The sequence below is a fragment of the Haloprofundus marisrubri genome (assembly GCF_001469955.1).
GTDB lineage: Archaea > Halobacteriota > Halobacteria > Halobacteriales > Haloferacaceae > Haloprofundus > Haloprofundus marisrubri.
This window is the reverse complement of record NZ_LOPU01000018.1, coordinates 562,482-585,908: the sequence shown is the minus strand read 5'-3', so window position 1 is coordinate 585,908 and position 23,427 is coordinate 562,482. Positions and strand designations below refer to the sequence as shown.

Below are 23,427 nucleotides of genomic sequence, written 5' to 3'. Positions count from 1 at the left end.
GTGCTTGCGACAGAACTCACTGCGGCGGCGACTCGACCGGCGACTCGGCGTCGGCGGCGAGCCACTCGTCGGCCCACGACTCTATCTCCTCGAAGACGGGACAGAGCGAGCGACCTTTCGGCGTGAGGCTGTAGTACGTCGCCACCGGTGCATCCTCCTCCAGTCGCCGGTCGACGAAACCCATCTTCCGGAGGTCGTCGAGCACGCGCGAGAGGGTGCGCGAACTCGCGTCGGTCGAACGCTTCAGTTCGTTGAACCGCTTCTCGCCGTCCTGCAGGTCGTGCAGCACGATGAGTCGCCACTGCGACCCTATCTGTTCGAGCGAGTCGATGACCGGACAGACTGCCAACGGCTTCTCGGGGTCGAGGTTGGATGACATCGGTGTTACCTGGTCACGTCTATGTCCGCGAACGGATAAATAGGTTCGTATCGAATACCAGGTAACGTGATGATACCACGTTTCGCCACGAACGCGGGCGAGAAACGCGGGAAAACCACCGCGAACTACCACTGCCAACACGATTAACCGACTTTCGCCCTAACAGCAACCATGACCGACGCACCACCGACGACCGGACTGCACCACGTGACGAACATCTGCTCCGACATGGAGGAGACCAAGGCGTTCTACGAGGACGTTCTCGGCTGGCACACGGTGAAGATGACCCAGAACTACGACGACCCGGGAACGCCGCACTACTACTTCTCGCCGACGCCGGAGGGCGAACCGGGAACCAACGTCACCTACTTCGAGTATCCCGACTCCCGCGGCGTCCCCGGTCCGGGAGCGAGTCACCACTTCGCCTTCGGCGTCGAGGACAGAGAGACCCTAGAGGAGTGGCGCGAACACCTGATGAACCACGACGTGCGGGTCTCGAACGTCAAGAACCGAACGTACTTCGAGAGCATCTACTTCACCGACCCCGACGGCCTCGTCTTCGAACTCGCCACGATGGGTCCGGGTTTCACCTACGACGAGGAGGAACCCGGAAGCGACGAAATCGACCCGTTCGAGAAGGGCTACGGGGACGACTGAATGGAGGGCGCACCCGACGCGTTCGGTTCTCCCTACCGACTCCTCGCGGGGTCGGTCGTCCCGCGTCCAATCGCGTGGGTGAGCAGCCGAAGCGAGGACGGCGTCGACAACCTCGCACCGTACAGTTTCTTCAACGTCGTCACGCCCGACCCACCAATCGTGATGTTCTCGCCGGTCGGCGTCGGCGAGGACGAAAAAGACACGACGAAGAACGTCCTCGCCACCGAGGAGTTCGTCGTCCACGTCGTCACCCGTGGCCTCGCCGAAGCGATGAACGCGACGAGTGCGACGCTCGAACACGGCGAGAGCGAGTTCGACCACGCCGAGTTGGAGAAAGTGGAGGCGACGACTATCGACGCCGCCCGCGTCGCCGACGCGAAAGTCGCCTTCGAGTGCCGCCTGTACGACGCCCAGGAAATCGGCCGGTCGACGATGGTTCTCGGCGAAGTCGTCCACGCCCACGTCGCCGACGAACTCCTAACCGACGGGAAGATGGACGTGACGAAACTGGATGCAGTCGGCCGCCTTTCGGGCAGTCAGTACGCGACGACCGACGAGCGGTTTTCGCTCGAACGGCCGCCGTGAGTCGCCGGGGTCGTCAGAACGCTCACTCGACGGCGAGGCGTTCGATTCGGCGGAGCGCCACAGTACAGACGGCCGCATAGCCCGCGGCCAAGAGCGGAATCTCGAACCCGACACGGCACCGATTTTCACCCGTCGATTCGACGCGATGGCCCGTCGCCGGGATACCTGCAACACGCCACGTCCAGCGATACGTCCCCCGCAGTTCGTCGGCGGAACGCGAGGTCACCTCGAACGGAATCCAGACACCGACCCCGGCGACGCGAACCCGGCCGGTCGTCCCCGCTCGCACTCGTGTGTCCGCCGGTTCCACGTCGTCGACGCTCGGCCCCCACGCCGACCAGTGCCGCGTCTCGACGAGTAACTCCCACACGCGTTCGGCGGGGGCGTCGACGAGGCGACTGACGAGCAGTCGTCTCCCGTCCGGCGTCCGGCGCATCGTCGTCTGCGTTCCGTGCACACGTCGTCTACGGACGCCAGTCGCAAAGCCCCGTCGTCCGGGAGTAGGGGCCGATTACTCGCCGAATAAGCATCCATATAAGGATATAAGTGTGGTAATGAGTGTTATTATGCCCTCCCTGAAAGCGTTAAGAAGGGTCACCGGCTAGCGTGGTGCAAGATGTCACGGAGCACCAAGACACGAGACGGAGAGAAACGAACCATGAAAGACGTGAGCCACACCGCGCCGAACGGCGTCTCGGCGGACGACGTCTGGCGACGCGGCGGCAATCGAGACGAATCGGACGGCGACGAGTAACGGCGCGAGTACGACGGACCGGTCTCACTCCTCGAACACGACGAGATACACCGCACCAGCGATGCCGCCGGCGAGAATCGCCACACCGAGAACGCCGAACACGCCGACGAGCACCGTCGTTCCGAGCAGTCCCGGCCCGAGAAACGACAGCAGCGCTGCCGTCGCGAAGCAGACGAGCGCTATTGTTCCCGTGATGAGCAGCGTCGAACGCGGGGTCAGGTCGTCTCCGTACGCCACGGTTATCTCTCAACGCTTCCCGTAGTAAAAGGTCGCACGGGTGAACGACCCGACATATTCTCACCATCCGGCGCCGGTAAACAGTCTTAGCTGCAACTAATTCGGACATAGAAGTCTCATCCGACACTCCATAATTTTATCACGTCGTTGTTCTTCGACTCGGCCGTGATAGCAGTCGAGGACCTCAGAAAGGAGTACGGCGGCTTCGTCGCCGTCGAGGGGAGTTCGTTCGAGGTCGGCGACGGGGAGATATTCGGCGTCGTCGGGCCGAACGGGGCGGGGAAGACGACGACGCTGAAGATGCTCGCCGGCCTCATCGAACCGACCGGCGGGACTGCAACCGTCGCCGGCTACGACGCCGACGACCCGGCGATGCGCTCGTCGCTGGGCTTTCTACCCGAGGAGTCGCCGCTGTACGAGGACATGACGCCGCGTTCGTACCTCCGATTTTTCGCGGACCTCTACGATGTGCCGAGAGAAGAAGCGACTCGCCGCAGCGAAGAGACGTTGGACCGGTTAGAACTGGACCACCGCGAGCGCCGTCTCGGTGACATGTCGAAGGGGATGAAACGGAAAGTCGCCATCGCGCGGTCGCTCGTCAACGACCCCGACGTGCTCATCTACGACGAACCCGCCAGCGGCCTCGACCCGTTGACGACGAACTACGTGCTGGAGTTCACCAGAGAACTCGCCGCGGCGGGGAAGACGGTCCTCTTCAGCGCGCACAACCTCTACCACGTCGAGAGCGTCTGCGACCGCGTCATCATCATGAACCGCGGCGAAATCGTCGCCCGCGGCACCGTCCCCGAAATTCGGGAACGCCACGGCGAGACGACGTACCACGTGTTCACGACGGTCCCGGTCGAAGGAAGCGACCGAGTCGACGACGGAATCAACGGAGTTGACACGTCCGAAGAGCGAATCGACGCACCCAACGAACGAGTTGATACGTCCGACGGGACGGCCCGCTACCGAACCGTCGTCGCCGAGATGGCCGCCGTCGAACGCGTCCGCAGCGAGGCCGAATCGAACGGCGGTGCAGTCGTCGACATCCGAACCGAGGAACCGAGTCTCGAAGACCTGTTTCTCGACATCGCCGGCGGTCCGTCGACGGCCCGAGGTGAGTCGTGAGCGGGTCGCCACCGCTCCCCGAGCGACTCGCCGACGGCCTCCGCGACGCGTTCGCTCGACTCGTCGACTGGACCCGAAAGACGCTGCGCGTCGCCCGCTGGGAGACCTCCCGAACCGCGGACGTTTTCGACCGGAAGACGGCCGGTGCGGCGCTTCTCGCGGCGACTTTGGTCGGCTTGTTCAGCGTGGCGGCGCTCTCGACGGGCGGCGCGGGCGTCGCTCTCGACGAGAACATCTACCGGGTCGGCATCGCGCCCGACAGTCCGTACTACGATGCGGTCGAAGAGAGTCAGCCGTTGGCGGTGCATCCGCCGGACGAGTCGGCGTTGAGAGACGGCGAGATAGACGCACTCGTGAGCGGGAACGAAATCGAACACGCCGATTCCGACCGCAGCAGGGCGGCCGCAGCGGCGACGAGGTCGGCGGTACAGACGTACAACGACCGGCGGATGCTCAGTGAGGAAAATCGGACGGCGGCGTACCCCGTCGTCGTCGAGATACGCTACGCAACTCGTGGGGATGTCTCCACTCGCCGAGGCACGTCCGGTGAGTCGGAATCGGCAGCGTCGACCGATTCGACCGCGGACGGCGCGTCGTCAGCCTCCGATAGCGAGTCGAGTTCGGCAGGGTCGTCCGACCAGCAGTCCGGAGACGGTGCTGCAGTCGCAGACACCGGTGACGACGACTCCGACGGCGCGCTTGCCGTCCCCGACATCGGTGGGGGCGGTGCGCTGTTCGGCGGACAGAGTTCGGGGTCGCCGGCCGATATCGCGCCACCGTTCCCCTTTGGGTCGCTCGTGCTCGCCTTCGCCTTCCTCGTCCCGGTGAACTTCGTCATCCAGTCGTACGGCAGCACGATGCTCAACGAACGCATCAACCGCCGCGGCGAACTGCTGCTCGTCGCGCCGCTGTCGCCGACGAGCATCGTCGCCGGCAAGACGCTTCCCTACGCACTGGCGATTCTCGGCGTGACGACGCTCATCGCCGTGCTCGTCGGTGGTGGCCCACTCTCGGTCGCTGCGGTGTTCCCGCTCGCACTGGCGTATCTGGCGGCGACGTTCGTCGGCGCGATGTTCGCGCGGTCGTTCAAGGAACTCACGTTCGTCACCGTCGCGCTGTCGGTGTTCATCACCACCTACGCGTTCGTTCCGGCTATCTTCACCGACGTGACGCCCATCGCGCTCATCTCGCCGCTGACGCTCGTCGTCCGCGACCTACAGGGCGCGGCCGTGTCGGCGGGCGAGTACGCCTTCGCCACCGGTTCGTTTTACTTCGGGTCGGGTGTGCTGTTTCTGCTCGGCGTCGGCGTGTATCGAGAAGAGGACCTGTTCACCCAGCGCGCGGTGCCGCTGAAGTTCCTCGACGCCCTCGATAGTCGACTCTCGGGCAAGCGCTCCGTCGCGCTGTTGAGCGCACTGTTCATCCCGTTCGTCTTCGTCGCCGAACTGCTCACCGTCGCCGTGTTGTTCGCGCTCCCGATTCAACTCTCGCTGCCGCTTCTTCTGGCATCGATTGCCGCCGTCGAGGAGTTCGCAAAGAGCATCCACGTCTACGCCGGATTCGCCAAGAACCGCTTCGAGCGCTCGGTGTCGACGGCAGTGGTCTTGGGGACGTTTTCGGCGGTCGGCTTCTTCGTCGGCGAGAAAGCGACGGCGATTATCCAACTGGTCGACCTTCCCGAGTTGGCGCTCGGAGAGGCAGCGTTCGCCACCTCGGGGATTCCGGAAGTCGGCGCGACCGGTGCGCTCGGGTTGCTGTTCGCACCGCTTCTCTTGCACGTCGTCACGGCGAGTCTCACCGCCATCGGAGCGAGCAAGAATCGGTTGCTCTACGCCGCCTCGTTGGTGGTCGCCGTCGCGGTTCACACGTTCTACAACCTCGCGGTGGTGGTTGCCGTTGCGTGACCGCCGACTCACCATCGCACGGCGCGAACTCTCGGTGCTTCGCTCCGAGAAGACCATCGTACTCGCGTTGCTCATCCAGTTGTTCATCGCGGCGTTCTCGTCGTTTCTCGTCGTCGGCCTCGTCTCGCTGTACGACCCGGGGAGCGCCGAGGGGTACGAAGTCGACGTCGGCGTCTCCGGCGAGGCGCGTTACGAACTCGTCTACGCGGCCCACAGCGTCTCCGGCGCACAGCCGATTCTGTTCGACACCGAGCGGGCGGCCCAGCAGGCGTTCGACCGCCGGCAGGTCGACGCGATTCTCCACACCGACCGTCGGGACGGGCGGATACACGTCACTGCGACGGTGCCCGACGAGAACGTCCGGACGACGGTGACCGTCACGCAGGTGCGCGACACCCTCCGCGAACTCGAACGCCGCGAGCGCTTCGAGCGCTCGGAGTCGCTGTCGACGCCGCCGCTTGAACTGCCGGACGCGCCCGCGTCGAGTCCGTACCACGGCTTCACCTACACGGCGCTGATTCCGCTGCTGCTCTTTCTGCCCGTGTTCATCAGCGGGTCGCTCGTCGTCGACTCGGTGACCGAGGAGTTCGAGCGCGGCACGCTGGAACTGCTGCGCGTCGCCCCGCTGTCGCTCACCGACATCGTCGACGGCAAACTGCTTGCGGCGGCGGGTCTCGCACCCGCACAGGCGGCGTTATGGTTGGTGGTTCTATCGGTCAACGGCACCGCCATCTTCGCGCCACTCCGACTGCTCGCGCTCGTCGCCGCGATGGCGGTGCTCGCCGCCGGACTCGGCGTCTTCGTCTCACTCGTCACCGCCGAACGGCGGACGGCGCAGTTGCTCTACTCGCTGGGCGTCCTCCTCGCGTTCGCGGGTGCGACGCTCTCACCGGTGAGTCCGACGAACGTCGTCGCCCGACTCGCCATCGGCAGCGCCGACGCGGCGGTGACGCTCGTCGTCGTCGGCTACGTCGCTCTCGCCGTCGTCGCCTACGGCGGCGTTCGGGCGGCAGTCGGCCGGGTCGACGCGACGAGCGTCTGACCGACGATTTGCAAAACGGTTCCGACGACTCCGAACTTTTCCGACTGCGTCTCGTTCTGTTTACTGTGCGAATACTCGTTCCCGGTTCCCACGGCGGCGTCGGAAAGCGCATCACCGACCTGCTGAGTAACAGCGACCACGAGGCCGTCGCGATGGTCAGAGACGAAGCACAGGTGTCGGAGATGGAAGCCTACGGCGTCGAGGTGGTCGTCGCCGACCTCACGAGCGACGACGACGTCGAACGCGCGGTCCGCGACTGCGACGCGATACTGTTCGCCGCGGGGTCCAACGGTGAGGACGTGGAAGGCGTCGACCGAGACGGTGCGATTCGGACGATAGACGCCGCCGAGGAGTTCGGTGCTTCGCGCTACGTGATGCTCAGCGCGATGAACGCCGACGAACCCGAGTCGAGTCCCGAGGCGCTCCGCGATTACTTGGAAGCGAAAGCCGCCGCCGACGAGTATCTGCGCGAGAGTAGTTTGGATTACACTATCGTCCGCCCGGGCGCACTGACGAACGACGACGGAGAAGGCACAATCTCAGCGGCCGAAAAACTCGACGAACGTGGCGAAATCACCAGAGACGACGTGGCGGAGACGCTCGTCACCGCGTTCGAGGTCGAGAACACCGAGGGCAAGACGTTCGAGATACTCGCGGGCGACGACCCGATAGAGACAGCCTTGGAGAATCTGGACTGAGTCGGGCGAGTCGGTAGGTCGTTGAACCGTCGCGTTATCGAGTCGGTGAATCGTTAAATCCTCGGACCACCGACCCGTCACCTCGCTCAGGGCACGACGATTTCGACGAACGTCTCCCCGTCGACGACGAGATTGTACGCCTCCTCGTCGTCGTTCCAGAGACACAGCACGTTCTCGAAGCCGAGAATCGCGCCGTACTCTGCTTCCGTGAGTTCGTGGTTCAGCCCCGACTCCCTCGTGAGCACGGCGTAGTGGTCGACCGACTGGCTACCGTCGCCGATTTTGAACACGGGGTTTCGGTTCTCTCCCTCCGCGAGGTTGTGGCTGAGTTTCACCGCCAAGAGGTCGATGCGGTCGGTAACGTGCTTCTCCATCTCGGCCATCCGCGCGTGGCGACTCCGGTCGGCGCGTAAGTCAACGCGCCGTTTTCGGTCCTTCCGGAGGATGCTGTAGGAAAACTGGACCGAGGTTTTGGTGAACGTGCCGTCGCTCGCGCCGCCCTCGTCGAGACGACGCTGGAACGCAGGCGTCTCCACGTCGGCGCGCACGTCGAACGACCACCCGCGGTCGGAGGGCGTCATGTCGGGCCACAGGCGGAGTCCGGGCGAGTACACCGTCGCACCACCCTCGGATTCGACTTCGCGTTCGACCTCCCGGAGGCCGATGCTCGTGTTTCTGTCGGCGGGCGCGAGTGCGACGACGGAGCCGTCGTCGGGCAGTGCGTCGAGATAGCGGCGAACGACCGCGACGGGGTCGGCGACTTCGCTGAGGACGTTGCCGAACAGTACGAGGTCGACCTCGCCGACAGAATCGAGGTCGAATGCTTCGGCGGTTTCGCGGTGGACCGTCGTCCGGAAGTTCTCGCGGGTCTCGTCGAGCACGCGTTCGAGAACGTCGGCGGCCGGACTCGGTTCGACCGCGTGGTAATCGACGAGACTGTCGTCGCCGAGATAGTCGTGCAGGCCGAGCGCCGGGCCGCCGACGCCCGCGCCCACGTCGACGACGCGAAGCGTCTTCGGGAGCAGGCCGTTCTCGGCGAGGTCGTTCAGCACGTAGCCTACTTCGGCGTAGTAGTCGGCGAGATGGTAGATGGCGTAGCCGAGCGCGGCCGTCTCGTCGTACTCCACGTCGTTTTGGTAGTAGTAATCCTCCTTCAGCCGACGGACGGCCTCGCGGAGTTCGTCACCCGACTCGCCCGTGTGCCAGTTCGCGCCGTAGCGCTCGACGAGCAGGTCTTCGACGGCGAAGGAGTACGCCTCGGGCAGCGCCTCCGGTCGCCAGTCGCCGAGGGGGACGGGTCCCTCGTCGACGGGAACGAACGTCCCGTCGTCCTGTTCGACCAACCCGAGGTCGAACGCTTCCTCGCGGAGCGTCTGGCGAACGACCGCCGGGTGTGGGTAGCCTTCGATGTACTCGGCAATCTCCTCGGGGTCGATGGGCCGGACGTTGCGGAGATACTTCGCGTTGGAAACGACGGCTTCACGGTCGGTCATCGGCTCTCGCCTCCTTCGTCGCTGTCGGCGGCGGCACCCTCGGCGGCAGTACCTCCGCCGTCGCCGTCGGACTCGCGCCCGAGCGCTCCGGGGTCGACCGACTCGTGACGGCCCGCTTCGCGGTACAGCGTCTCGAACGCCTCACCCTCGGCCTCGGCGATTCGGGCCGCCGCTTCGGCGACGCCCGACGCGCCGTCGAACGTCTCCTGTATCTCCGCGTACACGCGCGGCGTGCCGTCGGTGACCGTGTCGACCACGTCGTCCAAGGCGGCCGAGACGGGGGTGGCGAACTCCTCGCGGACGTTTTCGGCGGCGAGCGCGTACGCGAGAACCGCGGCGTGTGCGCCCGATTGGACCGTCTTCATCGCGCCGTCGTGTTCGCCCACCGTCGTCTCGAACACGTCGTTGCCGGCGGCGGCGAACGCGTCGTCGACGGCGTCGAGCGTCGGGCCACCCTCGTCGACGACGACGGCGACGTTGCCCGGTGCGTTCTCCGGGGCGAACAGCGGGTGGTAGCTCGCGCGTTCGCAGTCGGCGGCGTGTTCGCGCAGCGCCGACACGGGGCCGGCCATCACGCCGGTCACGTCGAAGACGGCATCAGTAGCGTTCGGCGCGTACGCCGCGATAGCGGATTCGACCGCCGAGATTGGCACGGCGAGACAGACGGCGTCGAAGCGCTCGTCGGTGTCCGTCGGGACGGCACGGGCGTCGTGGGCCGCGGCCGCCGCGTCGGCGGCCTCGGGGTCGGTGTCGGCGAACGCGACGTCCGCCGGGACGGTGTCGGCGACCCAGCGACCCATCGCGCCCGCGCCGACGATGAGCAGGTTCATTGGGCGTTCGTAGCCAACGCCGTCGCAAAAGGGGTTCGATGCCACCTTTTTCTTCGTCGGGTCGCGCAAGCGCGACCACTACCTCGAAAAATCTGGACCAAAAAGCGCTCACTCACGCCGGGAGAGCTTCGCTCTCCCGAGCTCTCGTTCGCTCGCGTACAGCGACCAGAATCCCGCACGCCAGCGCTATCTCTTCAAAAACCAACACTGAGGCGCGTTCAATCCGCCCACGTCTATCCGTTTGCCGTCGCCCTCACAACCCCAACTTCAGCATGCGATTCACCGCGAGAACCGAAAACCCGAGGCCCATCACGCCGACGAGCAGGCCGATAGCGACGGCCCACCCCGCCGAGTCCGAGAGCGCACCGACGACCAAGCTCCCGGTCGCACCGATGAGCATGTACACCGTTCGGACGAGGCCGAACCCCGCGCCGCGCTCTTCTGCGGAGAGTTTGTCGATGAAGCGCGACTGAATGGGCGCACCCCAACTCATCGCCACGCCGACCATGCACGCGCCGACAGCGAAGACGGGGAGCGTCGACCCCTCGACGAGCGTCGCGTAGCCGAGCACACCGAGACCCATCGACAGCGAAGCGGCGGCGTCGCGGTCGAAGCGGTCAGACAGGTAGCCCATCACCGGTTGGGTCGCGCCGTGGACGACGAAGTACAGCGAGAACAGCGCGCTCGCCGTCGCCACCGAGAGGTCGTGGTACGCGACGAGAAACGTCGGCAGAAACGACGCCGTCGCCTGCCACGTGAACGCGCCGGCGACGGCAAGGACAGTAGTGTAGACGATTTCGGGCCGCGAGAGCAGTTCGACCAGCGAACCGAACGCGAACCGTTCGCGCATCGGCTGGTCGGGACGTTCTGGTGCTGTCGGCTCGATGCGCCGCTGGAACAGGAGAAACACCGGAACCGCGGCGATAGCACCCAAAAGCATCGCCCTCCGCCAGTTGTACCGGGTGGCGACGAGCGCGGCGATAACCGGGATGGAGAGGCCCGCGAGCGGCCCACCGGCGACGTGGACGCCGATGGCGCGGCCGATGTTCGAGAACTGTTTGGAGATGAACGTCGTGGCGACGGTGTAATGTAACCCCGCGCCCGCACCGAGTGCGAGCGTGAACACCGCAAAGGTCGCAAACGACGGGGAGACGGCCAACAGAAGGCTGCCGAGCGCGGTGAGTCCGACGGCCGCGAGGATGACGCGACGCTCGCCGTATCTGTCGCCGAGGACGCCACTGGGAAACTGCATCGTCGCGTAGGCGGCCCACATTCCCGCGAGTGCGAGTCCGACCGCGCCGTTCGAGACGGAGAACTGGTCGGTGATGTCTGGGACAACCGGACTGATGGCGAGGCGCGCGACCATCGTCGCAAAGAACGCGAGCGTACAGAGGACGAGCACCGTGTTCCGGTAACGCCAGTTCACGCCGAGCGTTGTCGACACCGGAGCAAGTGGGTTCTGGTAGCGGCACGCTGGTACGAAGCCTGTTACTTGAGCAACACTTTTGCCCGTGGCTTTGGCTTCCATCGTATGCGCGTATTCGTAGCCGGTTCGACCGGCGTTTTAGGACGCCGACTCGTCTCACAGTTCGCCGACCGCGGACACGAGGTGGTCGGTCTCACGCGCGACGCCGCAGGCGACGAAGCCGTCGCCGCCCGCGGGGGCGAACCCGTTCGTGGCGACCTCTTCGACGCGGATTCGCTCGCGCTCGCCGCCGAAGGGGCGGACACCGTTATCCACGCGGCGACGGCGATTCCGAGCGACCCGCAGGCCGGCGAGGCGGCGTGGGAGAAAAACGACCGCGTCCGACGCGAGGGGACCCGCGCGCTCACGACCGCCGCAGCCTCGGTGGGTGCGTCCCAGTATCTCCAGCAGAGCATCGTCTGGGTGGCCGCCAACGACCGTGGCGACCCGTTCGACGAGTCGTCGCCGCCGCGGCCGACGCGAATCACGCAGTCGGCCGTCGACGCCGAACAGATTTCGATGGCCGCCAGCGAGAACGCGCCGTTTTCGACCGCAATCCTTCGGTGCGGCGTCTTCTACGCCCCCGATGCGGCACACACTCGGCAGTTCGCCGAGCGACTGTTGCGTCGGCGATTGCCCGCCATCGGTCGGGGGCCACTCGGCCGCGGCGACGTCGTCATCGCGCCGATTCACGCCGACGACGCCGCGAGCGCGTTCGTCGCTGCCGCCGAGTCGGAGATAGAAGGAATCTGGCACGTCGTCGACGACGAATCGGTGTCGACGCGGGCGTTCCTGCGGACGTTCGCCGACTACCTCGACGCACCGAAACCGCTGTCGATTCCCGCGTGGGTCGCGCGAGCGACCGTCGGCTCGGCGGCCGTCTCGCAGTTCACCACGTCGATGCGGACCTCGAACGAACCGTTCCGGGCGGCGACCGACTGGCAGCCGACGTATCCGACGCACCACGAGGGGCTTCGACAGGTCGTCGACCAGTGGCGACGCGACGGGACGCTCGACGCGCTTCGAGCGGGGTCGGTCGACCCGTCGCCGACCGAGTCGTGACGACATCCGCTAGCGTGTGAGACGCTCGACACGAACAATGAAGGTCCGACCCCGAGAACGGGGGTTATGACCGAGAAACCGCTCGACGGACGCGTCGCGTTCATCACCGGAACCAGCCGCGGCATCGGGAAAGCGCTCGCACTCGCCTTCGCCGACGCCGGGGCCGCCGTCGTCTCGACGGGCAAAACGATGGACGAACACGAACGACTCCCCGGAACCGTCACGCAGACGACAGAGGAGATACGCGAACGCGGCGGCGACTCCATCGCGCTCCAACTCGACGTGCGCGACGAATCCAACGTCGAATCGGCCATCGAAGAGACCGTCGACGAGTTCGGTGGACTCGACCTCGTCATCAACAACGCGGGTGCGATTCAGTTCGGCGGCATCGACGAGATTTCCGCCAAGCGATTCGACCTCCTGATGGACGTCAACGCTCGCGGGGCGTACGTCACGACGCGCGCGGCGCTACCGTATCTCCGCGAGAGCGACCACGCCCACGTCGTGATGAACTCGCCGCCGACGACGATGGAGTCGTCGCCGGGGAAGGCTGCCTACGCGCTCTCGAAGTACGGGATGACGTTCCTCGCGCGCTCGCTGGCCGACGAACTCAAAAGCGACGAGATTGCGGTCAACAGCGTCTGGCCCGCCTCCGCCATCGAGACGGAGGCGACGCGACACTTCAACCTCGGGCAGCCCGAAGACTGGCGGACGCCCCAAATCGTCGTCGACGCGATGCTCGAACTCGTGACGCGCGACCCGACGGAGTGTACCGGCAACGAGTTCTACGACGAGGACCTTCTGCGCGAGACGGGCGTCTCGGAGTTCTCGGACTACGCCGTCGTGGAGGGAACCGACCCCGGTCCGACGTCGGCACAACTGTTCGACTCGGGATACGGCCAGAACGAGTAAACATAGAGAGTCGGCGATTGAGTCGACGACGTTGACGATTCAACCGACGACGTGGGCGACGTTCAGTCGACGACGAGTTCGACCGGGTAGTCTGTGAAGTTGTCGTAGCCGTCCTCGGTGACGACGGCGATATCTTCGATGCGAACGCCGCCGACTGCCGGGTCGTACAGGCCGGGTTCGATGGTGACGACGTGGCCGGGTTTCAGTTCCTCGCCGTCGCTGCTGAGACGCGGGCCTTCGTGGACGTCGAGGCCGACGCCGTGACCGGTGCTGTGGATGAAGCCCGTTTCTGTGGTCGGGTCGCTGCGGAACGTCGCGTGGCCGGCGTTCTCGTACACGTCGCAGACGGCGTCGTGAACGTCTTTACCGGTCGCACCGGGTTCGAGCGCGTCGAACGCGGCGTCTTTGGCTTCGGCAGTGATGTCGAACCACTCGCGAAGTTCGTCGCTGGGTTCGCCCTTGACGAACGTCCGCGTCATGTCGGCGTGATACTTTGTCGATTTGCTCCGCGGGAAAATGTCGATGATGATGGACTCGTTCGCCGCAAGCGGGCCGCTGCCCCGGTCGTGGGGGTCCGCGGCCTGCTCGCCGCAGGCGACGATGGTCTCGTCGAGCGCACAGCCCTCGCGCAGGAGCGTAATCTCGATTTCCTGTTGGACGCGCTCGCTCGTGAGCGGGTCACCCTCGTAGACGAGGATGCCGTCGGCGTCGACGTCGGCGGCGCGGATGAGGTCTTCCGCCGCTTTCATCGCGGCTTCGTTGGCCTTCTGTGCGGCGCGGACGTTGTCGACCTCTTCGTCGGTCTTTACGGCGCGGATGTCACCGAGGACGTCGCGTTCCTCGGCGGTCACGTCGCCGCCCTGCTCGCGGAGGCCGTCGGCGGTGCCGAGTGGGAAGCGTTCGGGCGCGAGCACGGATTCGACGCCCGCGTCGTCCAGAAACGCCGCGATGGTTCGGGCACGTCCCTCTTTCGGGCCGTACTCGGCCAGTCGCTGCCGGAAGTCGTAGTCGGCGAGTCGGTAGACGGCGTCGGCGCGACTCTCCTTCTTCGCGCGGCCGTACTCCAGACCGCTGACGAGCACTCGTGTCTCGTCGCCAGTGAACACGGTCACGAACGGGTCCGGTGCGTCGAAGCCCGAGAGATACAGTTGGTTGGAGTCGGCGCTGTCGGCGTCGAGGAGGTAGCCGTCGAAACCCTCGGTTTCGAGGTACTCCGCGAGTGTCGAGAGGTCAGGTTCCATACCTCGGAGGGAACACCGCGACGGTAAAGTGATTGGCTTCCCGGAAGCGGGCGAGGCAATGTCACCGGCTTCGGTACGCTGATACCGGCGCGCACGGACACCGCGGTATGGACGCGGAACTCTCGCAGTCTCGGGTACGCGGCACGGCCCGTGCCCCACCGTCGAAGAGCTACACCCACCGAGCGATTCTCGCCGCCGGATACAGCGACGACGCGACCGTGTACGACCCGCTCGTCAGCGCCGACACGAAGGCGACGATGCGCGCCGTCGGCGCATTCGGCGGCAACGTGACCCGTGACGACACTCGATTGGAAGTCGACGGCTTCGGTGGCCGGCCGGGAGTCGCCGCCGACGTCATCGACTGCGCGAACAGCGGTACGACGATGCGACTCGTCACCGCGTGCGCGGCGCTCGCCGACGGCATCACCGTGTTGACGGGCGATTCGTCGCTGCGCTCGCGGCCGCAGGGACCGCTTCTCGACGCGGTCTCCGACCTCGGCGGCCGCGCGGAGAGTACTCGAGACAATGGCCAAGCGCCACTCGTCCTCAAGGGACCGATTTCAGGCGGAGATGTGTCGATTCCGGGAGACGTGTCGTCGCAGTACATCTCGGCGCTCTTGATGGCCGGGGCAGTAACCGAGAAGGGAATCGACATCGACCTCGAAACCGAACTCAAGTCCGCACCGTACGTCGAAATCACGCTCGAAGTCCTGCGGGCGTTCGGCGTGGACGCCGAAGCGACCGAAGACGGATTCTCGGTTGCGGGCGGGCAGACGTACGACCCCGAAGGTGGCGAGTACCACGTGCCCGGCGACTTCTCCTCTATCTCGTATCTGCTCGCCGCGGGTGCGGTCGCTGCCGACGAGGACCACGAAGTCGTCGTCGAGGGCGCGTACCCCAGCGCACAGGGCGATGCCGCTATCGTCGACATCCTCGAACGCATGGGCGCGGCTATCGACTGGGACCGCGAGAACGGGCAAATCACGGTCGAAAAGTCGAACCTCTCGGGCGTCACCGTCGACGTGGGGGATACGCCCGATTTGCTTCCGACGATTGCGACGCTCGGCGCGATTGCGGATGGGGAAACGCGCATCGAGAACTGCGAACACGTCCGCTACAAGGAGACGGACAGAGTGAGCGCGATGGCCGACGAGTTGACCGAGATGGGCGCAGTCGTCGACGAAGAACAGGACGTCCTGACGGTGAAAGGTGGCGAGACGTCGCTGTCGGGTGCAACGGTCGACGGCTACCACGACCACCGTATCGTGATGGCTCTTTCAGTTGCTGGACTCGTCGCCAACGGGACAACTCGGATTCGAGGCTCGGAACACGTCGACGTGTCGTTCCCGAACTTCTTCGACGTGTTCACCGAACTCGGCGCGGACGTTCGACTGCGAGAGGAGTGACTTACGAGCAGCGGTAACGCTCCGGACAACAGTGGCTAACAGACGGCGCGACGACTGACGCGAACCGGGGCACCGTACACCCGCCTCGGCCGGTTCGCGGCGATTCTCAGAACACGGGTGGTCTGGTCCCGTTTTCGGTTAAAAAGACTCGGCGTCGCCAGTCGTCGGTATGCGAATGGCCCCACAGCTCACCGTTCGCTGACGCCCGTGCGACGCCGAATCGCTTCGACCCACCACGTTTTGAAGACGATGATTCCGGCAGTGCCGACGACGGTTCCTACCGGTTTCCGTCGAATCGCCGAGGCGAGCGCCAGCGCACCGAACCCACCGTTCAGCAGGTTGAGGACGTTCGGATAACCGAGGTCCGTCGTACCCTTCCCTTCGGCAAGCCACGCCTCTTCGGCGAGGACGACTTCACTGAACCAGTTGTCGGTGTTCTTCGGTTCTCTGAACAGCACCGGGTTGACGACGGTAAAGGTCACCGCCGCGGCGAGCAAACGCCACTTTCGGTGGTAGATGGCGTACATCAGCACCGGTGTGACTGCAAAGCGCGTGCCCGCGCTCCAAGGATTCGAGTGTCTACGCCAGAACGTGTCTTCGAGTCGCGCATGCAGAGAACGCTGGTCGACGGTCGACGAGTCGGCTGAGGCGGGGTCGGCCATACTCGAAGAGATGTCACGCGGCGACATGAGGATTCGTTCCATCTCGCCACGATTGCGCCTTTCTACAAACACTAAATGGCCGCGACACCGACGCCCCGGTAATGAACGGCAACGGCTTCGGACGACTGTTCCAGTTTTCGACCTACGGCGAGAGTCACGGCGACGCGATGGGCGTCGTCGTCAGCGGCTGTCCGGCGGGCGTCGAACTCGACGAAGAGAAGATTCAGCGCGAACTCGACCGTCGGAAACCCGGTCAGTCGATGATAACGACGAGTCGAGGCGAACCCGACGAAGTGTCCATCCACAGCGGCCTGCAAGACGGCTACACGACGGGGACGCCCATCGGGATGACCATCGAGAACAAAGACGCGCGCTCGGGCAAGTACGAACCGTTCGTCACCGCACCGCGGCCGAGCCACGGCGACTTCACGTACTCCGCCAAATTCGGCACGCGCAACTGGGGCGGTGGCGGGCGCTCGTCCGCGCGCGAGACGGTGAACTGGGTCGCCGCCGGCGCAGTCGCCCAGCAAGTGCTGGAGCAGTCCGACTACGACGTCGAAATCAAAGCGCACGTCAACAAAATCGGCGACGTCGAAGCGCCCGAGGTGACGTTCGAGGAGATGCTCGAACACACAGAAGAGAACGACGTTCGGTGTGCGCACCCCGAGACGGCAGAGAAGATGCGCGAACTCACCGACGAGTACCAGAAGAAAGGCGACTCCATCGGCGGCAGCATCTACTTCGAGGCGCGCGGCGTTCCCCGCGGACTGGGTGCGCCACGCTTCGAGTCGTTCCCATCGCGCTTGGGCCGCGCGATGTTCTCGATTCCGGCGACGACGAGCGTCGAGTACGGTCTCGGCACGGAAGCCAGCGAGTGGACCGGCCACGACCGAAACGAGGACTGGGAATTTGGAGAAGACGGCGACCCGGTCCCCGTCGGCAACAAACACGGCGGCCTCCAAGGCGGCATCACGACGGGCCAGCCGATTTACGGCGAAGCGACGTGGCACGCGCCCACGTCGATTCCGAAAGAACAGACGACCGTCGACTGGGAGACCGGCGAGGAGAAAAACGTGCAGGTCGTCGGCCGCCACGACCCGGTGTTGCCGCCGCGGGCCGTCCCAGTCGTCGAAGCGATGCTGTGGGTCACGGTGCTGGACTTCATGCTGTTGGCGGGGCGCATCAACCCCGACCGGTTGGATGGAGATGTCGGCGAGTACGACACCGACTACCACCCGAGCAGCCCACACAACGAGTAGCGCACGCGGGCATTTTGCACACGGGTTTCTCCTAAAAGAGAGACTCGTTCTCTGAAGACAGAAATTTAACTTGACCGTTCGACGAATACATTTGTAAACGAAGAACTCGGTTCGTAGTTGTAAATCACCGCAAAACCCGGCAAGCGACGGGCGATTCTGCAATTCTTCATAATCATTCCATGACAACCTATAGCAAAGACTTTACTTAGACGCTGGCTACAATCGCACACTGGCGGCCCGATACGGGCCAGGACTCAAATATGACTAACGACGAACTTATCTGGCGAATCGCAGGGGGGTCCGGGGACGGGATCGCCTCGACGAGCCAGAACTTCGCAAAGGCCCTGATGCGCTCGGGCCTCAACGTTTTCACGCATCGACATTACCCGTCGCGGATTCGTGGCGGTCACACGTACACCGAGATTCGGGCCTCCGCCGACCCCGTCAAGTCCCGCGGGGACGGCTACAACTTCCTCTTGGCGCTGGGTGACTCGTTCGCGCGGAACCCCCAGCAGAACGCCTACTACGGCAACGAGGAGATAAAACCCCTCTCGGAGAACCTCGACGAACTCCACGAGGGCGGCGTCATCATCTACGACTCCGGCCTGCTCGACGCCTCCGAAATCGAGGACTTCGACGAGCGCGTCGAAGAGAACGACTGGCACGTCTACGACCTCGACCTGCGCACGATGGCCCGCGAACACGGCCGCGAGGTCATGCGCAACACCGCCGGCGTCGGCGCGACCTGTGCGCTCGCGGGCATCGAACTCGAGTGGATCGAGGAACTGATGACCGACGCGATGCCCGAGAAGATTCTCGAACCGAACCTCGAGATTCTTCACGAGGCGTACGACATGGTCGAAGAGGAGTACGACGTCGACGCCCACGACGTGAAGATTCCCGAGGGCGAACACGACGAAGAGCAGGTGCTCATGTCCGGGTCGGACGCCATCGCCTACGGCTCCATCGACGAAGGCTGCCGCTTCATCGCGGGCTACCCGATGACGCCGTGGACCGAGGTGTTCACCATCATGTCGCAGAACCTGCCCGAACTCGGCGGTATCTCCGAGCAGGTCGAAGACGAAATCGCGGCGGCGGCGCTCGCACTCGGCGCGAGTCACGCCGGCGTCAAAGCCATGTCCGGGTCGTCCGGCGGTGGCTTCGCGCTGATGTCGGAACCGCTCGGCCTCGCGGAGATGACCGAGACGCCCGTCGTCCTCATCGAGGCGATGCGCGCCGGTCCCTCGACCGGGATGCCGACCAAGCCCGAACAGGGCGACCTCGAACACGTCCTGTACACTTCGCAGGGCGACTCGCACCGCATCGTCTTCGCGCCCGGTACCGTCGCCGAGGCGTACACGCAGACGCGGAAAGCGTTCAAAATCGCCTACGAGTACCAGATTCCAAGCATCGTGCTCTACGACCAGAAACTCGGCGGCGAACTCGTGAACGTACCGGCGAGCCACTTCGACGAGGAGCCGAACCCGTCTTTGGGTTCGACCCTGACGGAAGCCGAAATCGAGGACGCGCCGCACGACGAGTCCGGCAAGTTCTCGCGGTTCCGCTACGACACGCCCGAGGACAACGGCGTCGCGCCGCGGTCGATTCCCGGCCAGAAAGGCGGTCGCTTCCTCGCCACCGGTAACGAGCACATGCCCGAAGGCCACATCAGCGAAGACCCCGAAAACCGCGTGTTCCAGATGGACAAGCGGATGCGCAAACTCGAAGCCATCCGCGAGGAACTCGACGGCGACGGCGTCAACAACACCGAAGTCGGCGACGAGGACGCCCAGTACGGCTTCCTCACCTTCGGTAGCTCGCAGGGCACCGTCGAGGAAGCCGTCGAGCGTCTCAACGACGACGGCCACTCGGTGAAGATGCTCGGCGTCAGCGAGATGGCACCGTATCCGGTCGACCAGGTGACGGAGTTCATCGAGAGCGTCGACGAGGTGCTCGTCGTCGAGATGAACGCCTCCGCGCAGTTCCGCGGGCTGACCCAGAAGGAAGTCGGCCAGTACGGAGAGAAGCTCTCGAGCCTCCTGAAGTACAACGGAAACCCCTTCGAGCCCGAAGACATCGTCGAGGGCTTCGAGGTGAACATCGTCGAGGACGACGAACATCCTCACACGCGAACCAAGTTCGTCCCAGCAGCGGGTGACTAATCATGAGTGCATTCAGTGCAATCGGTGAAGGCAAAGAAATCGACCGCAACGACTACACGCCCGGTCTCGAACCGCAGGCGACGTGGTGTCCCGGCTGTGGCGACTTCGGCGTCCTCAAGGCGCTGAAGGGCGCGGCCGCGGAACTCGGCAAGTCGCCCGACGAGATGCTTCTCGTCACGGGTATCGGCTGCTCGGGGAAGCTCAACAGCTACTTCGAGAGCTACGGCTTCCACACCATCCACGGCCGCTCGCTGCCGGTCGCTCGCGCGGCGAAGCTCGCCAACCCCGGCGTCGAAGTCGTCGCCGCCGGTGGCGACGGTGACGGCTACGGTATCGGCGGGAACCACTTCATGCACACCGCCCGCGAGAACCACAACATGACCTACATCGTGTTCAACAACGAGATTTTCGGCCTCACGAAAGGCCAGACCTCGCCGACGAGCCCGAAAGGTCACAAATCGAAGACCCAGCCGCACGGCAGCGCCAAGCAGCCGCTTCGGCCGCTGTCGATGTCTTTGAACTCGGGTGCGTCGTACATCGCGCGCACCGCCGCGGTCAACCCGAATCAGGCGAAAGACATCATCGTCGAGGCGATGGAACACGACGGCTTCTCGCACGTCGACTTCCTCACGCAGTGTCCGACCTGGAACAAGGACGCACGTCAGTACGTCCCGTACATCGACATCCAGGACTCCGACGACTACGACTTCGACAACACCGACCGCCGCGAGGCGGCGGAGATGATGCACGAAACCGAGGACGCCCTCCACGAGGGTGAAGTACTCACCGGTCGCTACTACGTCGACAGCGACCGTCCGTCCTACCAGCAGGAAAAGCGGAACATCGGCGAAATGCCGGAGGAACCGCTGGCAGAGCGCTACTTCGACGACAGCTACGAGTGGGAGCGCTCCTACGACAACTTCCTCGACAAACACAAGTAAGCGACTCGCGCGACACCGTCGCGTGATTCGCGGCTTTTCTTTCGACGCTGCACCGCCAGCGACGCCGCTCTCGACCGGGATTTCACATCACGAAGAACAGATTACGCGTTCGCAACATATTTTTGCCGGGAACCGAAAGAAACGCACATGGGAGCCACATCTACGGAGGACCGCATCCTCGCCGTTTTAGAACAGGATGCGCAAGCCTCCTACGCCGATATCGCCGACCGAGCGGGGGTGTCGAAGCCGACGGTGCGAAAGTACATCCGAAAACTGGAGGACAGCGGCGTCATCGTCGGCTACTCCGCCGACGTCGACCCGAAGAAGCTGTCGGGACAGTCCATCGCACTCGTCGGTGTCGACGTCGAGAGCGAACGCTACGTCGAAGCGACGCGCGCGATGAAGGAACTCGACGCCGTCGAGGCGCTGTACACCTCGTCTGGCGACCACATGCTGATGGCCGAGGTGCGCGCGAAAGACGGCGGGTCGCTCGGCGACGTCATCAGCGACGAGATCCTGAGTATCGACGGCGTCACCGCCGCCCACCCGTCGTTTCTCCAAGAGCGACTGAAGTGACGACTGACGACTGCTCAACCCGACGCTCATTGGCGTGGCGTGCCCACTCACGCGGCGACTGACCGCTGCGGGAACATCCGAGCGGTCAGTACTGTCCACCGATTCCCGCGAGAACGGCGACAGCGACGGACCCGACGAGCACCGTCGCCGCGTAGCCGACCCACAGTACCGTATTCAACCCACTCGTCGCCGCGATGACGCCGTACACTAGCGTCACGACGCCGACGAAGAACGCGAACCCCCCGGCGAGGCGCGCGACGCGGTTGCCTTCGGTGGTCCGTCGAGAGCGAACGTCTCGAAAGTAGTCGGCACCGTCGCCGAAGACGATGTGGTAGCCCACCCAGACGACGAGGATACCGGCGACGAGCAGCGTCGTTCCAGTCACCCAATCGCCAGCCATACGCTCCGTTGGTTCGCACACTGATATGAACGTTCGGACCTCGAATCAGTTTCACTCCGGTTGGGAAACACTAAGAACACCCCGCCGCCAACTCCGGAGCAATGAGCGGTGAGACGCTCCCCGGTGCGAGAGGCGACGCCGAGGAGCGTATCGTCCTCCACGTCGACATGGACTGCTTCTACGCGTCCTGTGAGCGCCTCAAAGAGCCCGAACTGGCGGGGAAGCCCGTCGTCGTCGGGATGGGGTACGAACCCGGTGAGGGCCACGGTGCCGTCGCCACCGCGAGTTACGAAGCGCGAGCGTACGGCGTCGACAGCGCCCAACCAATCTCCGGTGCACTCGACGCGCTTCCGCGCGCCGAAGACGCCGAACTCGACAGCGACGGTACTCCGACTGACCCCGAAATCCCCGCGGTCGGCTACTACCGCCCGGTGGATATGGAGTTTTACAAGGAAGTGAGCGCGCAGGTCAAAGAGATTCTCCACGACTGCGCCGGCGTCGTCCGCGAGGTGAGCATCGACGAGGCGTATCTCGACGTGACCGAACGAACTGCGTGGCAGACCGTCGGCGGCGGAGACGACACCGCCGATGGCGACGACGCCGACGAGAAACGAACCCTCGCCGAAGGCTACGCTCGCCACGTCAAACAGCGTATCGACCGGGAAGTCGGCGTCACCGCGAGCGTCGGCGTCGGCCCGAACATGAGCGTCGCCAAAGTCGCCAGCGACTACGACAAACCGAACGGCCTCGTCGTCGTCCGCCCCGAAGAAGTACAGGCGTTTCTCGACCCGCTGGACATCGAAGAACTCCACGGCGTCGGCCCCGTCACCGCCCGCGAACTCCGCGAGATGGAAATCGACACCGCCGGCGACCTCGCGGCGGCGGACTCGCGCGTACTCGGCGAGACGTTCGGCGAACGCGGCCGCGAACTGTACCGCCGCGCCCGCGGCGACGACGACAGGACGGTGACACCGACGGGACTGCCGAAGAGCCTCTCGCGGGAGTCGGCGTTCACCGAACCCACCGCCGAACGCGGGGCGATGCGCGAGAAAGTACGCGCACTGGCGGCGGACGTGGCCGAACGCGCACAGAGTCGCGGGGCGCTGTACCGCACTATCGGCATCAAAGTCGTCCAACCGCCGTTCGACGTGAACACCCGCGCGAAGTCGCTTCCGGGACCCGTCGACGACCCCGAACTCGTCGAATCCATAGCACTCGAACTCCTGACGGAGTTCGGCGACAGTCGGGTCCGGAAACTCGGCGTCCGCGTCTCGAATCTCGACTTCGCCGAAGGCGACCAAGCGAGTCTCGACGGATGGGAGAGCGCCGCTACGTCGGCGTCCGGAAGTGACCGCGGCGACGACAGCAGTGACGCTGGTAAATCAGACAGCACCGGCGGAAGCGACAGAATCGACAAAAACGACAGCGAAGGACCGCTGACCGAGTGGCTTACAGCGAACGAAGACGAGAGCGACGGCGAGTCGAGAACCGAGAACGCGTCGTCTAGCGGCGGGCGCGCCGGGCAGTCGTCGCTCGGCGAGTTCGACTGACCCCCGGGCACGCGGGTGGTTTTCAGTAGCGCTGGCGCAGGAACTATAGTCTCCGCCTCTGAGATGCCACCAACGACCAAC

At 64.8% G+C, this 23,427-nt stretch carries 24 protein-coding genes; 15 read left to right on the top strand and 9 right to left on the bottom strand.

The window, feature by feature from the left end:
• Positions 1-16: 16 nt before the first annotated feature.
• On the bottom strand, positions 17-379 hold the full coding sequence (locus AUR64_RS08745; protein ID WP_058581532.1) for a winged helix-turn-helix transcriptional regulator: 363 nt from the start codon (positions 377-379) through the stop codon (positions 17-19).
• 171 nt (positions 380-550) lie between these two features.
• On the opposite strand from AUR64_RS08745, the gene AUR64_RS08740 reads away from it, so the two are divergent.
• Both AUR64_RS08740 and AUR64_RS08735 read left to right on the top strand, forming a co-directional pair.
• Entirely contained in the window at positions 551-1,036 is a 486-nt protein-coding gene (locus AUR64_RS08740; RefSeq protein ID WP_058581531.1) for a VOC family protein, read from the top strand.
• Complete coding sequence (locus AUR64_RS08735; protein WP_058581530.1) at positions 1,037-1,621, top strand: flavin reductase family protein; 585 nt, start codon at positions 1,037-1,039, stop codon at positions 1,619-1,621.
• A 22-nt stretch (positions 1,622-1,643) separates the two neighbouring features.
• On the opposite strand, the gene AUR64_RS08730 is transcribed toward AUR64_RS08735, so the two are convergent.
• On the bottom strand, positions 1,644-2,078 hold the full coding sequence (locus tag AUR64_RS08730; protein WP_394326100.1) for an SRPBCC family protein: 435 nt from the start codon (positions 2,076-2,078) through the stop codon (positions 1,644-1,646).
• A 159-nt stretch (positions 2,079-2,237) separates the two neighbouring features.
• On the opposite strand from AUR64_RS08730, the gene AUR64_RS20910 reads away from it, so the two are divergent.
• Positions 2,238-2,375, top strand: coding sequence for a hypothetical protein (locus AUR64_RS20910; RefSeq protein WP_169794661.1), 138 nt, complete (start codon positions 2,238-2,240; stop codon positions 2,373-2,375).
• A 24-nt stretch (positions 2,376-2,399) separates the two neighbouring features.
• Here AUR64_RS20910 and AUR64_RS08725 read toward each other — a convergent pair whose 3' ends face one another.
• Complete coding sequence (locus AUR64_RS08725; protein ID WP_058581529.1) at positions 2,400-2,612, bottom strand: hypothetical protein; 213 nt, start codon at positions 2,610-2,612, stop codon at positions 2,400-2,402.
• 165 nt (positions 2,613-2,777) lie between these two features.
• On the opposite strand from AUR64_RS08725, the gene AUR64_RS08720 reads away from it, so the two are divergent.
• The 4 genes from AUR64_RS08720 to AUR64_RS08705 all read left to right on the top strand — a co-directional run bounded on the left by AUR64_RS08720 (position 2,778) and on the right by AUR64_RS08705 (position 7,387).
• Positions 2,778-3,743, top strand: a complete 966-nt coding sequence (locus tag AUR64_RS08720; protein WP_058581866.1) for an ABC transporter ATP-binding protein — start codon at positions 2,778-2,780, stop codon at positions 3,741-3,743.
• On the top strand, positions 3,740-5,647 hold the full coding sequence (locus AUR64_RS08715) for an ABC transporter permease (RefSeq protein WP_394326099.1): 1,908 nt from the start codon (positions 3,740-3,742) through the stop codon (positions 5,645-5,647). Before AUR64_RS08720 ends, AUR64_RS08715 begins: the two co-directional genes overlap by 4 nt.
• Positions 5,640-6,689 carry an ABC transporter permease gene (locus AUR64_RS08710; protein ID WP_058581528.1) on the top strand — a complete coding sequence of 350 codons (1,050 nt, stop codon included), beginning with the start codon at positions 5,640-5,642 and terminating at the stop codon, positions 6,687-6,689. The genes AUR64_RS08715 and AUR64_RS08710 overlap by 8 nt, the downstream gene beginning before the upstream one ends.
• A gap of 65 nt (positions 6,690-6,754) precedes the next feature.
• Positions 6,755-7,387 (top strand): SDR family oxidoreductase, encoded by a 633-nt coding sequence (locus AUR64_RS08705; RefSeq protein ID WP_058581864.1) that lies wholly within the window; start codon positions 6,755-6,757, stop codon positions 7,385-7,387.
• A gap of 86 nt (positions 7,388-7,473) precedes the next feature.
• On the opposite strand, the gene AUR64_RS08700 is transcribed toward AUR64_RS08705, so the two are convergent.
• The 3 genes from AUR64_RS08700 to AUR64_RS08690 form a co-directional block, all read right to left on the bottom strand.
• Positions 7,474-8,880 (bottom strand): small ribosomal subunit Rsm22 family protein, encoded by a 1,407-nt coding sequence (locus AUR64_RS08700; RefSeq protein WP_058581527.1) that lies wholly within the window; start codon positions 8,878-8,880, stop codon positions 7,474-7,476.
• Entirely contained in the window at positions 8,877-9,710 is an 834-nt protein-coding gene (locus tag AUR64_RS08695) for a prephenate dehydrogenase/arogenate dehydrogenase family protein (protein WP_071391238.1), read from the bottom strand. The genes AUR64_RS08700 and AUR64_RS08695 overlap by 4 nt, the downstream gene beginning before the upstream one ends.
• A gap of 253 nt (positions 9,711-9,963) precedes the next feature.
• Complete coding sequence (locus tag AUR64_RS08690) at positions 9,964-11,136, bottom strand: MFS transporter (protein WP_058581863.1); 1,173 nt, start codon at positions 11,134-11,136, stop codon at positions 9,964-9,966.
• Positions 11,137-11,241: 105 nt separating this feature from the next.
• Between AUR64_RS08690 and AUR64_RS08685 the strand changes: the two genes are divergently transcribed.
• Entirely contained in the window at positions 11,242-12,237 is a 996-nt protein-coding gene (locus AUR64_RS08685) for an NAD-dependent epimerase/dehydratase family protein (RefSeq protein WP_058581526.1), read from the top strand.
• Between the two features lie 66 nt (positions 12,238-12,303).
• Positions 12,304-13,149 carry an SDR family oxidoreductase gene (locus tag AUR64_RS08680; RefSeq protein WP_058581525.1) on the top strand — a complete coding sequence of 282 codons (846 nt, stop codon included), beginning with the start codon at positions 12,304-12,306 and terminating at the stop codon, positions 13,147-13,149.
• Between the two features lie 62 nt (positions 13,150-13,211).
• Here the strand turns inward: AUR64_RS08680 and AUR64_RS08675 are convergent, their stop codons facing one another.
• Positions 13,212-14,390, bottom strand: a complete 1,179-nt coding sequence (locus AUR64_RS08675; RefSeq protein ID WP_058581524.1) for a M24 family metallopeptidase — start codon at positions 14,388-14,390, stop codon at positions 13,212-13,214.
• A 107-nt stretch (positions 14,391-14,497) separates the two neighbouring features.
• On the opposite strand from AUR64_RS08675, the gene aroA reads away from it, so the two are divergent.
• Entirely contained in the window at positions 14,498-15,796 is a 1,299-nt protein-coding gene (aroA, locus tag AUR64_RS08670) for a 3-phosphoshikimate 1-carboxyvinyltransferase (protein WP_058581523.1), read from the top strand.
• 188 nt (positions 15,797-15,984) lie between these two features.
• Here aroA and AUR64_RS08665 read toward each other — a convergent pair whose 3' ends face one another.
• Positions 15,985-16,458 carry a DUF6653 family protein gene (locus AUR64_RS08665; RefSeq protein WP_058581862.1) on the bottom strand — a complete coding sequence of 158 codons (474 nt, stop codon included), beginning with the start codon at positions 16,456-16,458 and terminating at the stop codon, positions 15,985-15,987.
• A 101-nt stretch (positions 16,459-16,559) separates the two neighbouring features.
• On the opposite strand from AUR64_RS08665, the gene aroC reads away from it, so the two are divergent.
• The 4 genes from aroC to lrpA1 all read left to right on the top strand — a co-directional run bounded on the left by aroC (position 16,560) and on the right by lrpA1 (position 21,396).
• On the top strand, positions 16,560-17,717 hold the full coding sequence (aroC, locus tag AUR64_RS08660; RefSeq protein WP_058581522.1) for a chorismate synthase: 1,158 nt from the start codon (positions 16,560-16,562) through the stop codon (positions 17,715-17,717).
• Between the two features lie 260 nt (positions 17,718-17,977).
• A complete protein-coding gene (locus tag AUR64_RS08655) occupies positions 17,978-19,879 on the top strand; it encodes a 2-oxoacid:acceptor oxidoreductase subunit alpha (protein WP_058581521.1) in 1,902 nt (633 codons plus the stop codon).
• Positions 19,880-19,881: 2 nt separating this feature from the next.
• The gene (locus AUR64_RS08650; RefSeq protein WP_058581520.1) at positions 19,882-20,820 is read left to right on the top strand and encodes a thiamine pyrophosphate-dependent enzyme; all 939 of its coding nucleotides are present in this window, start codon (positions 19,882-19,884) and stop codon (positions 20,818-20,820) included.
• 147 nt (positions 20,821-20,967) lie between these two features.
• Complete coding sequence (lrpA1, locus tag AUR64_RS08645) at positions 20,968-21,396, top strand: HTH-type transcriptional regulator LrpA1 (RefSeq protein WP_058581519.1); 429 nt, start codon at positions 20,968-20,970, stop codon at positions 21,394-21,396.
• An 85-nt stretch (positions 21,397-21,481) separates the two neighbouring features.
• Here lrpA1 and AUR64_RS08640 read toward each other — a convergent pair whose 3' ends face one another.
• On the bottom strand, positions 21,482-21,796 hold the full coding sequence (locus tag AUR64_RS08640) for a hypothetical protein (RefSeq protein WP_058581518.1): 315 nt from the start codon (positions 21,794-21,796) through the stop codon (positions 21,482-21,484).
• Between the two features lie 101 nt (positions 21,797-21,897).
• On the opposite strand from AUR64_RS08640, the gene AUR64_RS08635 reads away from it, so the two are divergent.
• Positions 21,898-23,346: a DNA polymerase Y family protein gene (locus tag AUR64_RS08635; RefSeq protein WP_058581517.1), complete on the top strand. Its 1,449-nt coding sequence runs from the start codon at positions 21,898-21,900 to the stop codon at positions 23,344-23,346.
• Positions 23,347-23,427: the final 81 nt, after the last annotated feature.

Excerpts from the sequence above, each read along its gene's own strand:
- AUR64_RS08700 (WP_058581527.1), bottom strand. The coding sequence starts at position 8,880 with ATGACCGACCGTGAAGCCGTCGTTTCCAACGCGAAGTATCTCCGCAAC.
- AUR64_RS08665 (WP_058581862.1), bottom strand. The coding sequence starts at position 16,458 with ATGGCCGACCCCGCCTCAGCCGACTCGTCGACCGTCGACCAGCGTTCT.
- AUR64_RS08675 (WP_058581524.1), bottom strand. The coding sequence starts at position 14,390 with ATGGAACCTGACCTCTCGACACTCGCGGAGTACCTCGAAACCGAGGGT.
- aroC (WP_058581522.1), top strand. The coding sequence starts at position 16,560 with ATGAACGGCAACGGCTTCGGACGACTGTTCCAGTTTTCGACCTACGGC.
- AUR64_RS08735 (WP_058581530.1), top strand. The coding sequence starts at position 1,037 with ATGGAGGGCGCACCCGACGCGTTCGGTTCTCCCTACCGACTCCTCGCG.
- AUR64_RS08655 (WP_058581521.1), top strand. The coding sequence starts at position 17,978 with ATGACTAACGACGAACTTATCTGGCGAATCGCAGGGGGGTCCGGGGAC.
- AUR64_RS08685 (WP_058581526.1), top strand. The coding sequence starts at position 11,242 with ATGCGCGTATTCGTAGCCGGTTCGACCGGCGTTTTAGGACGCCGACTC.
- AUR64_RS20910 (WP_169794661.1), top strand. The coding sequence starts at position 2,238 with ATGTCACGGAGCACCAAGACACGAGACGGAGAGAAACGAACCATGAAA.
- aroA (WP_058581523.1), top strand. The coding sequence starts at position 14,498 with ATGGACGCGGAACTCTCGCAGTCTCGGGTACGCGGCACGGCCCGTGCC.
- AUR64_RS08635 (WP_058581517.1), top strand. The coding sequence starts at position 21,898 with ATGAGCGGTGAGACGCTCCCCGGTGCGAGAGGCGACGCCGAGGAGCGT.
- AUR64_RS08640 (WP_058581518.1), bottom strand. The coding sequence starts at position 21,796 with ATGGCTGGCGATTGGGTGACTGGAACGACGCTGCTCGTCGCCGGTATC.
- AUR64_RS08680 (WP_058581525.1), top strand. The coding sequence starts at position 12,304 with ATGACCGAGAAACCGCTCGACGGACGCGTCGCGTTCATCACCGGAACC.
- lrpA1 (WP_058581519.1), top strand. The coding sequence starts at position 20,968 with ATGGGAGCCACATCTACGGAGGACCGCATCCTCGCCGTTTTAGAACAG.
- AUR64_RS08650 (WP_058581520.1), top strand. The coding sequence starts at position 19,882 with ATGAGTGCATTCAGTGCAATCGGTGAAGGCAAAGAAATCGACCGCAAC.
- AUR64_RS08745 (WP_058581532.1), bottom strand. The coding sequence starts at position 379 with ATGTCATCCAACCTCGACCCCGAGAAGCCGTTGGCAGTCTGTCCGGTC.
- AUR64_RS08740 (WP_058581531.1), top strand. The coding sequence starts at position 551 with ATGACCGACGCACCACCGACGACCGGACTGCACCACGTGACGAACATC.
- AUR64_RS08695 (WP_071391238.1), bottom strand. The coding sequence starts at position 9,710 with ATGAACCTGCTCATCGTCGGCGCGGGCGCGATGGGTCGCTGGGTCGCC.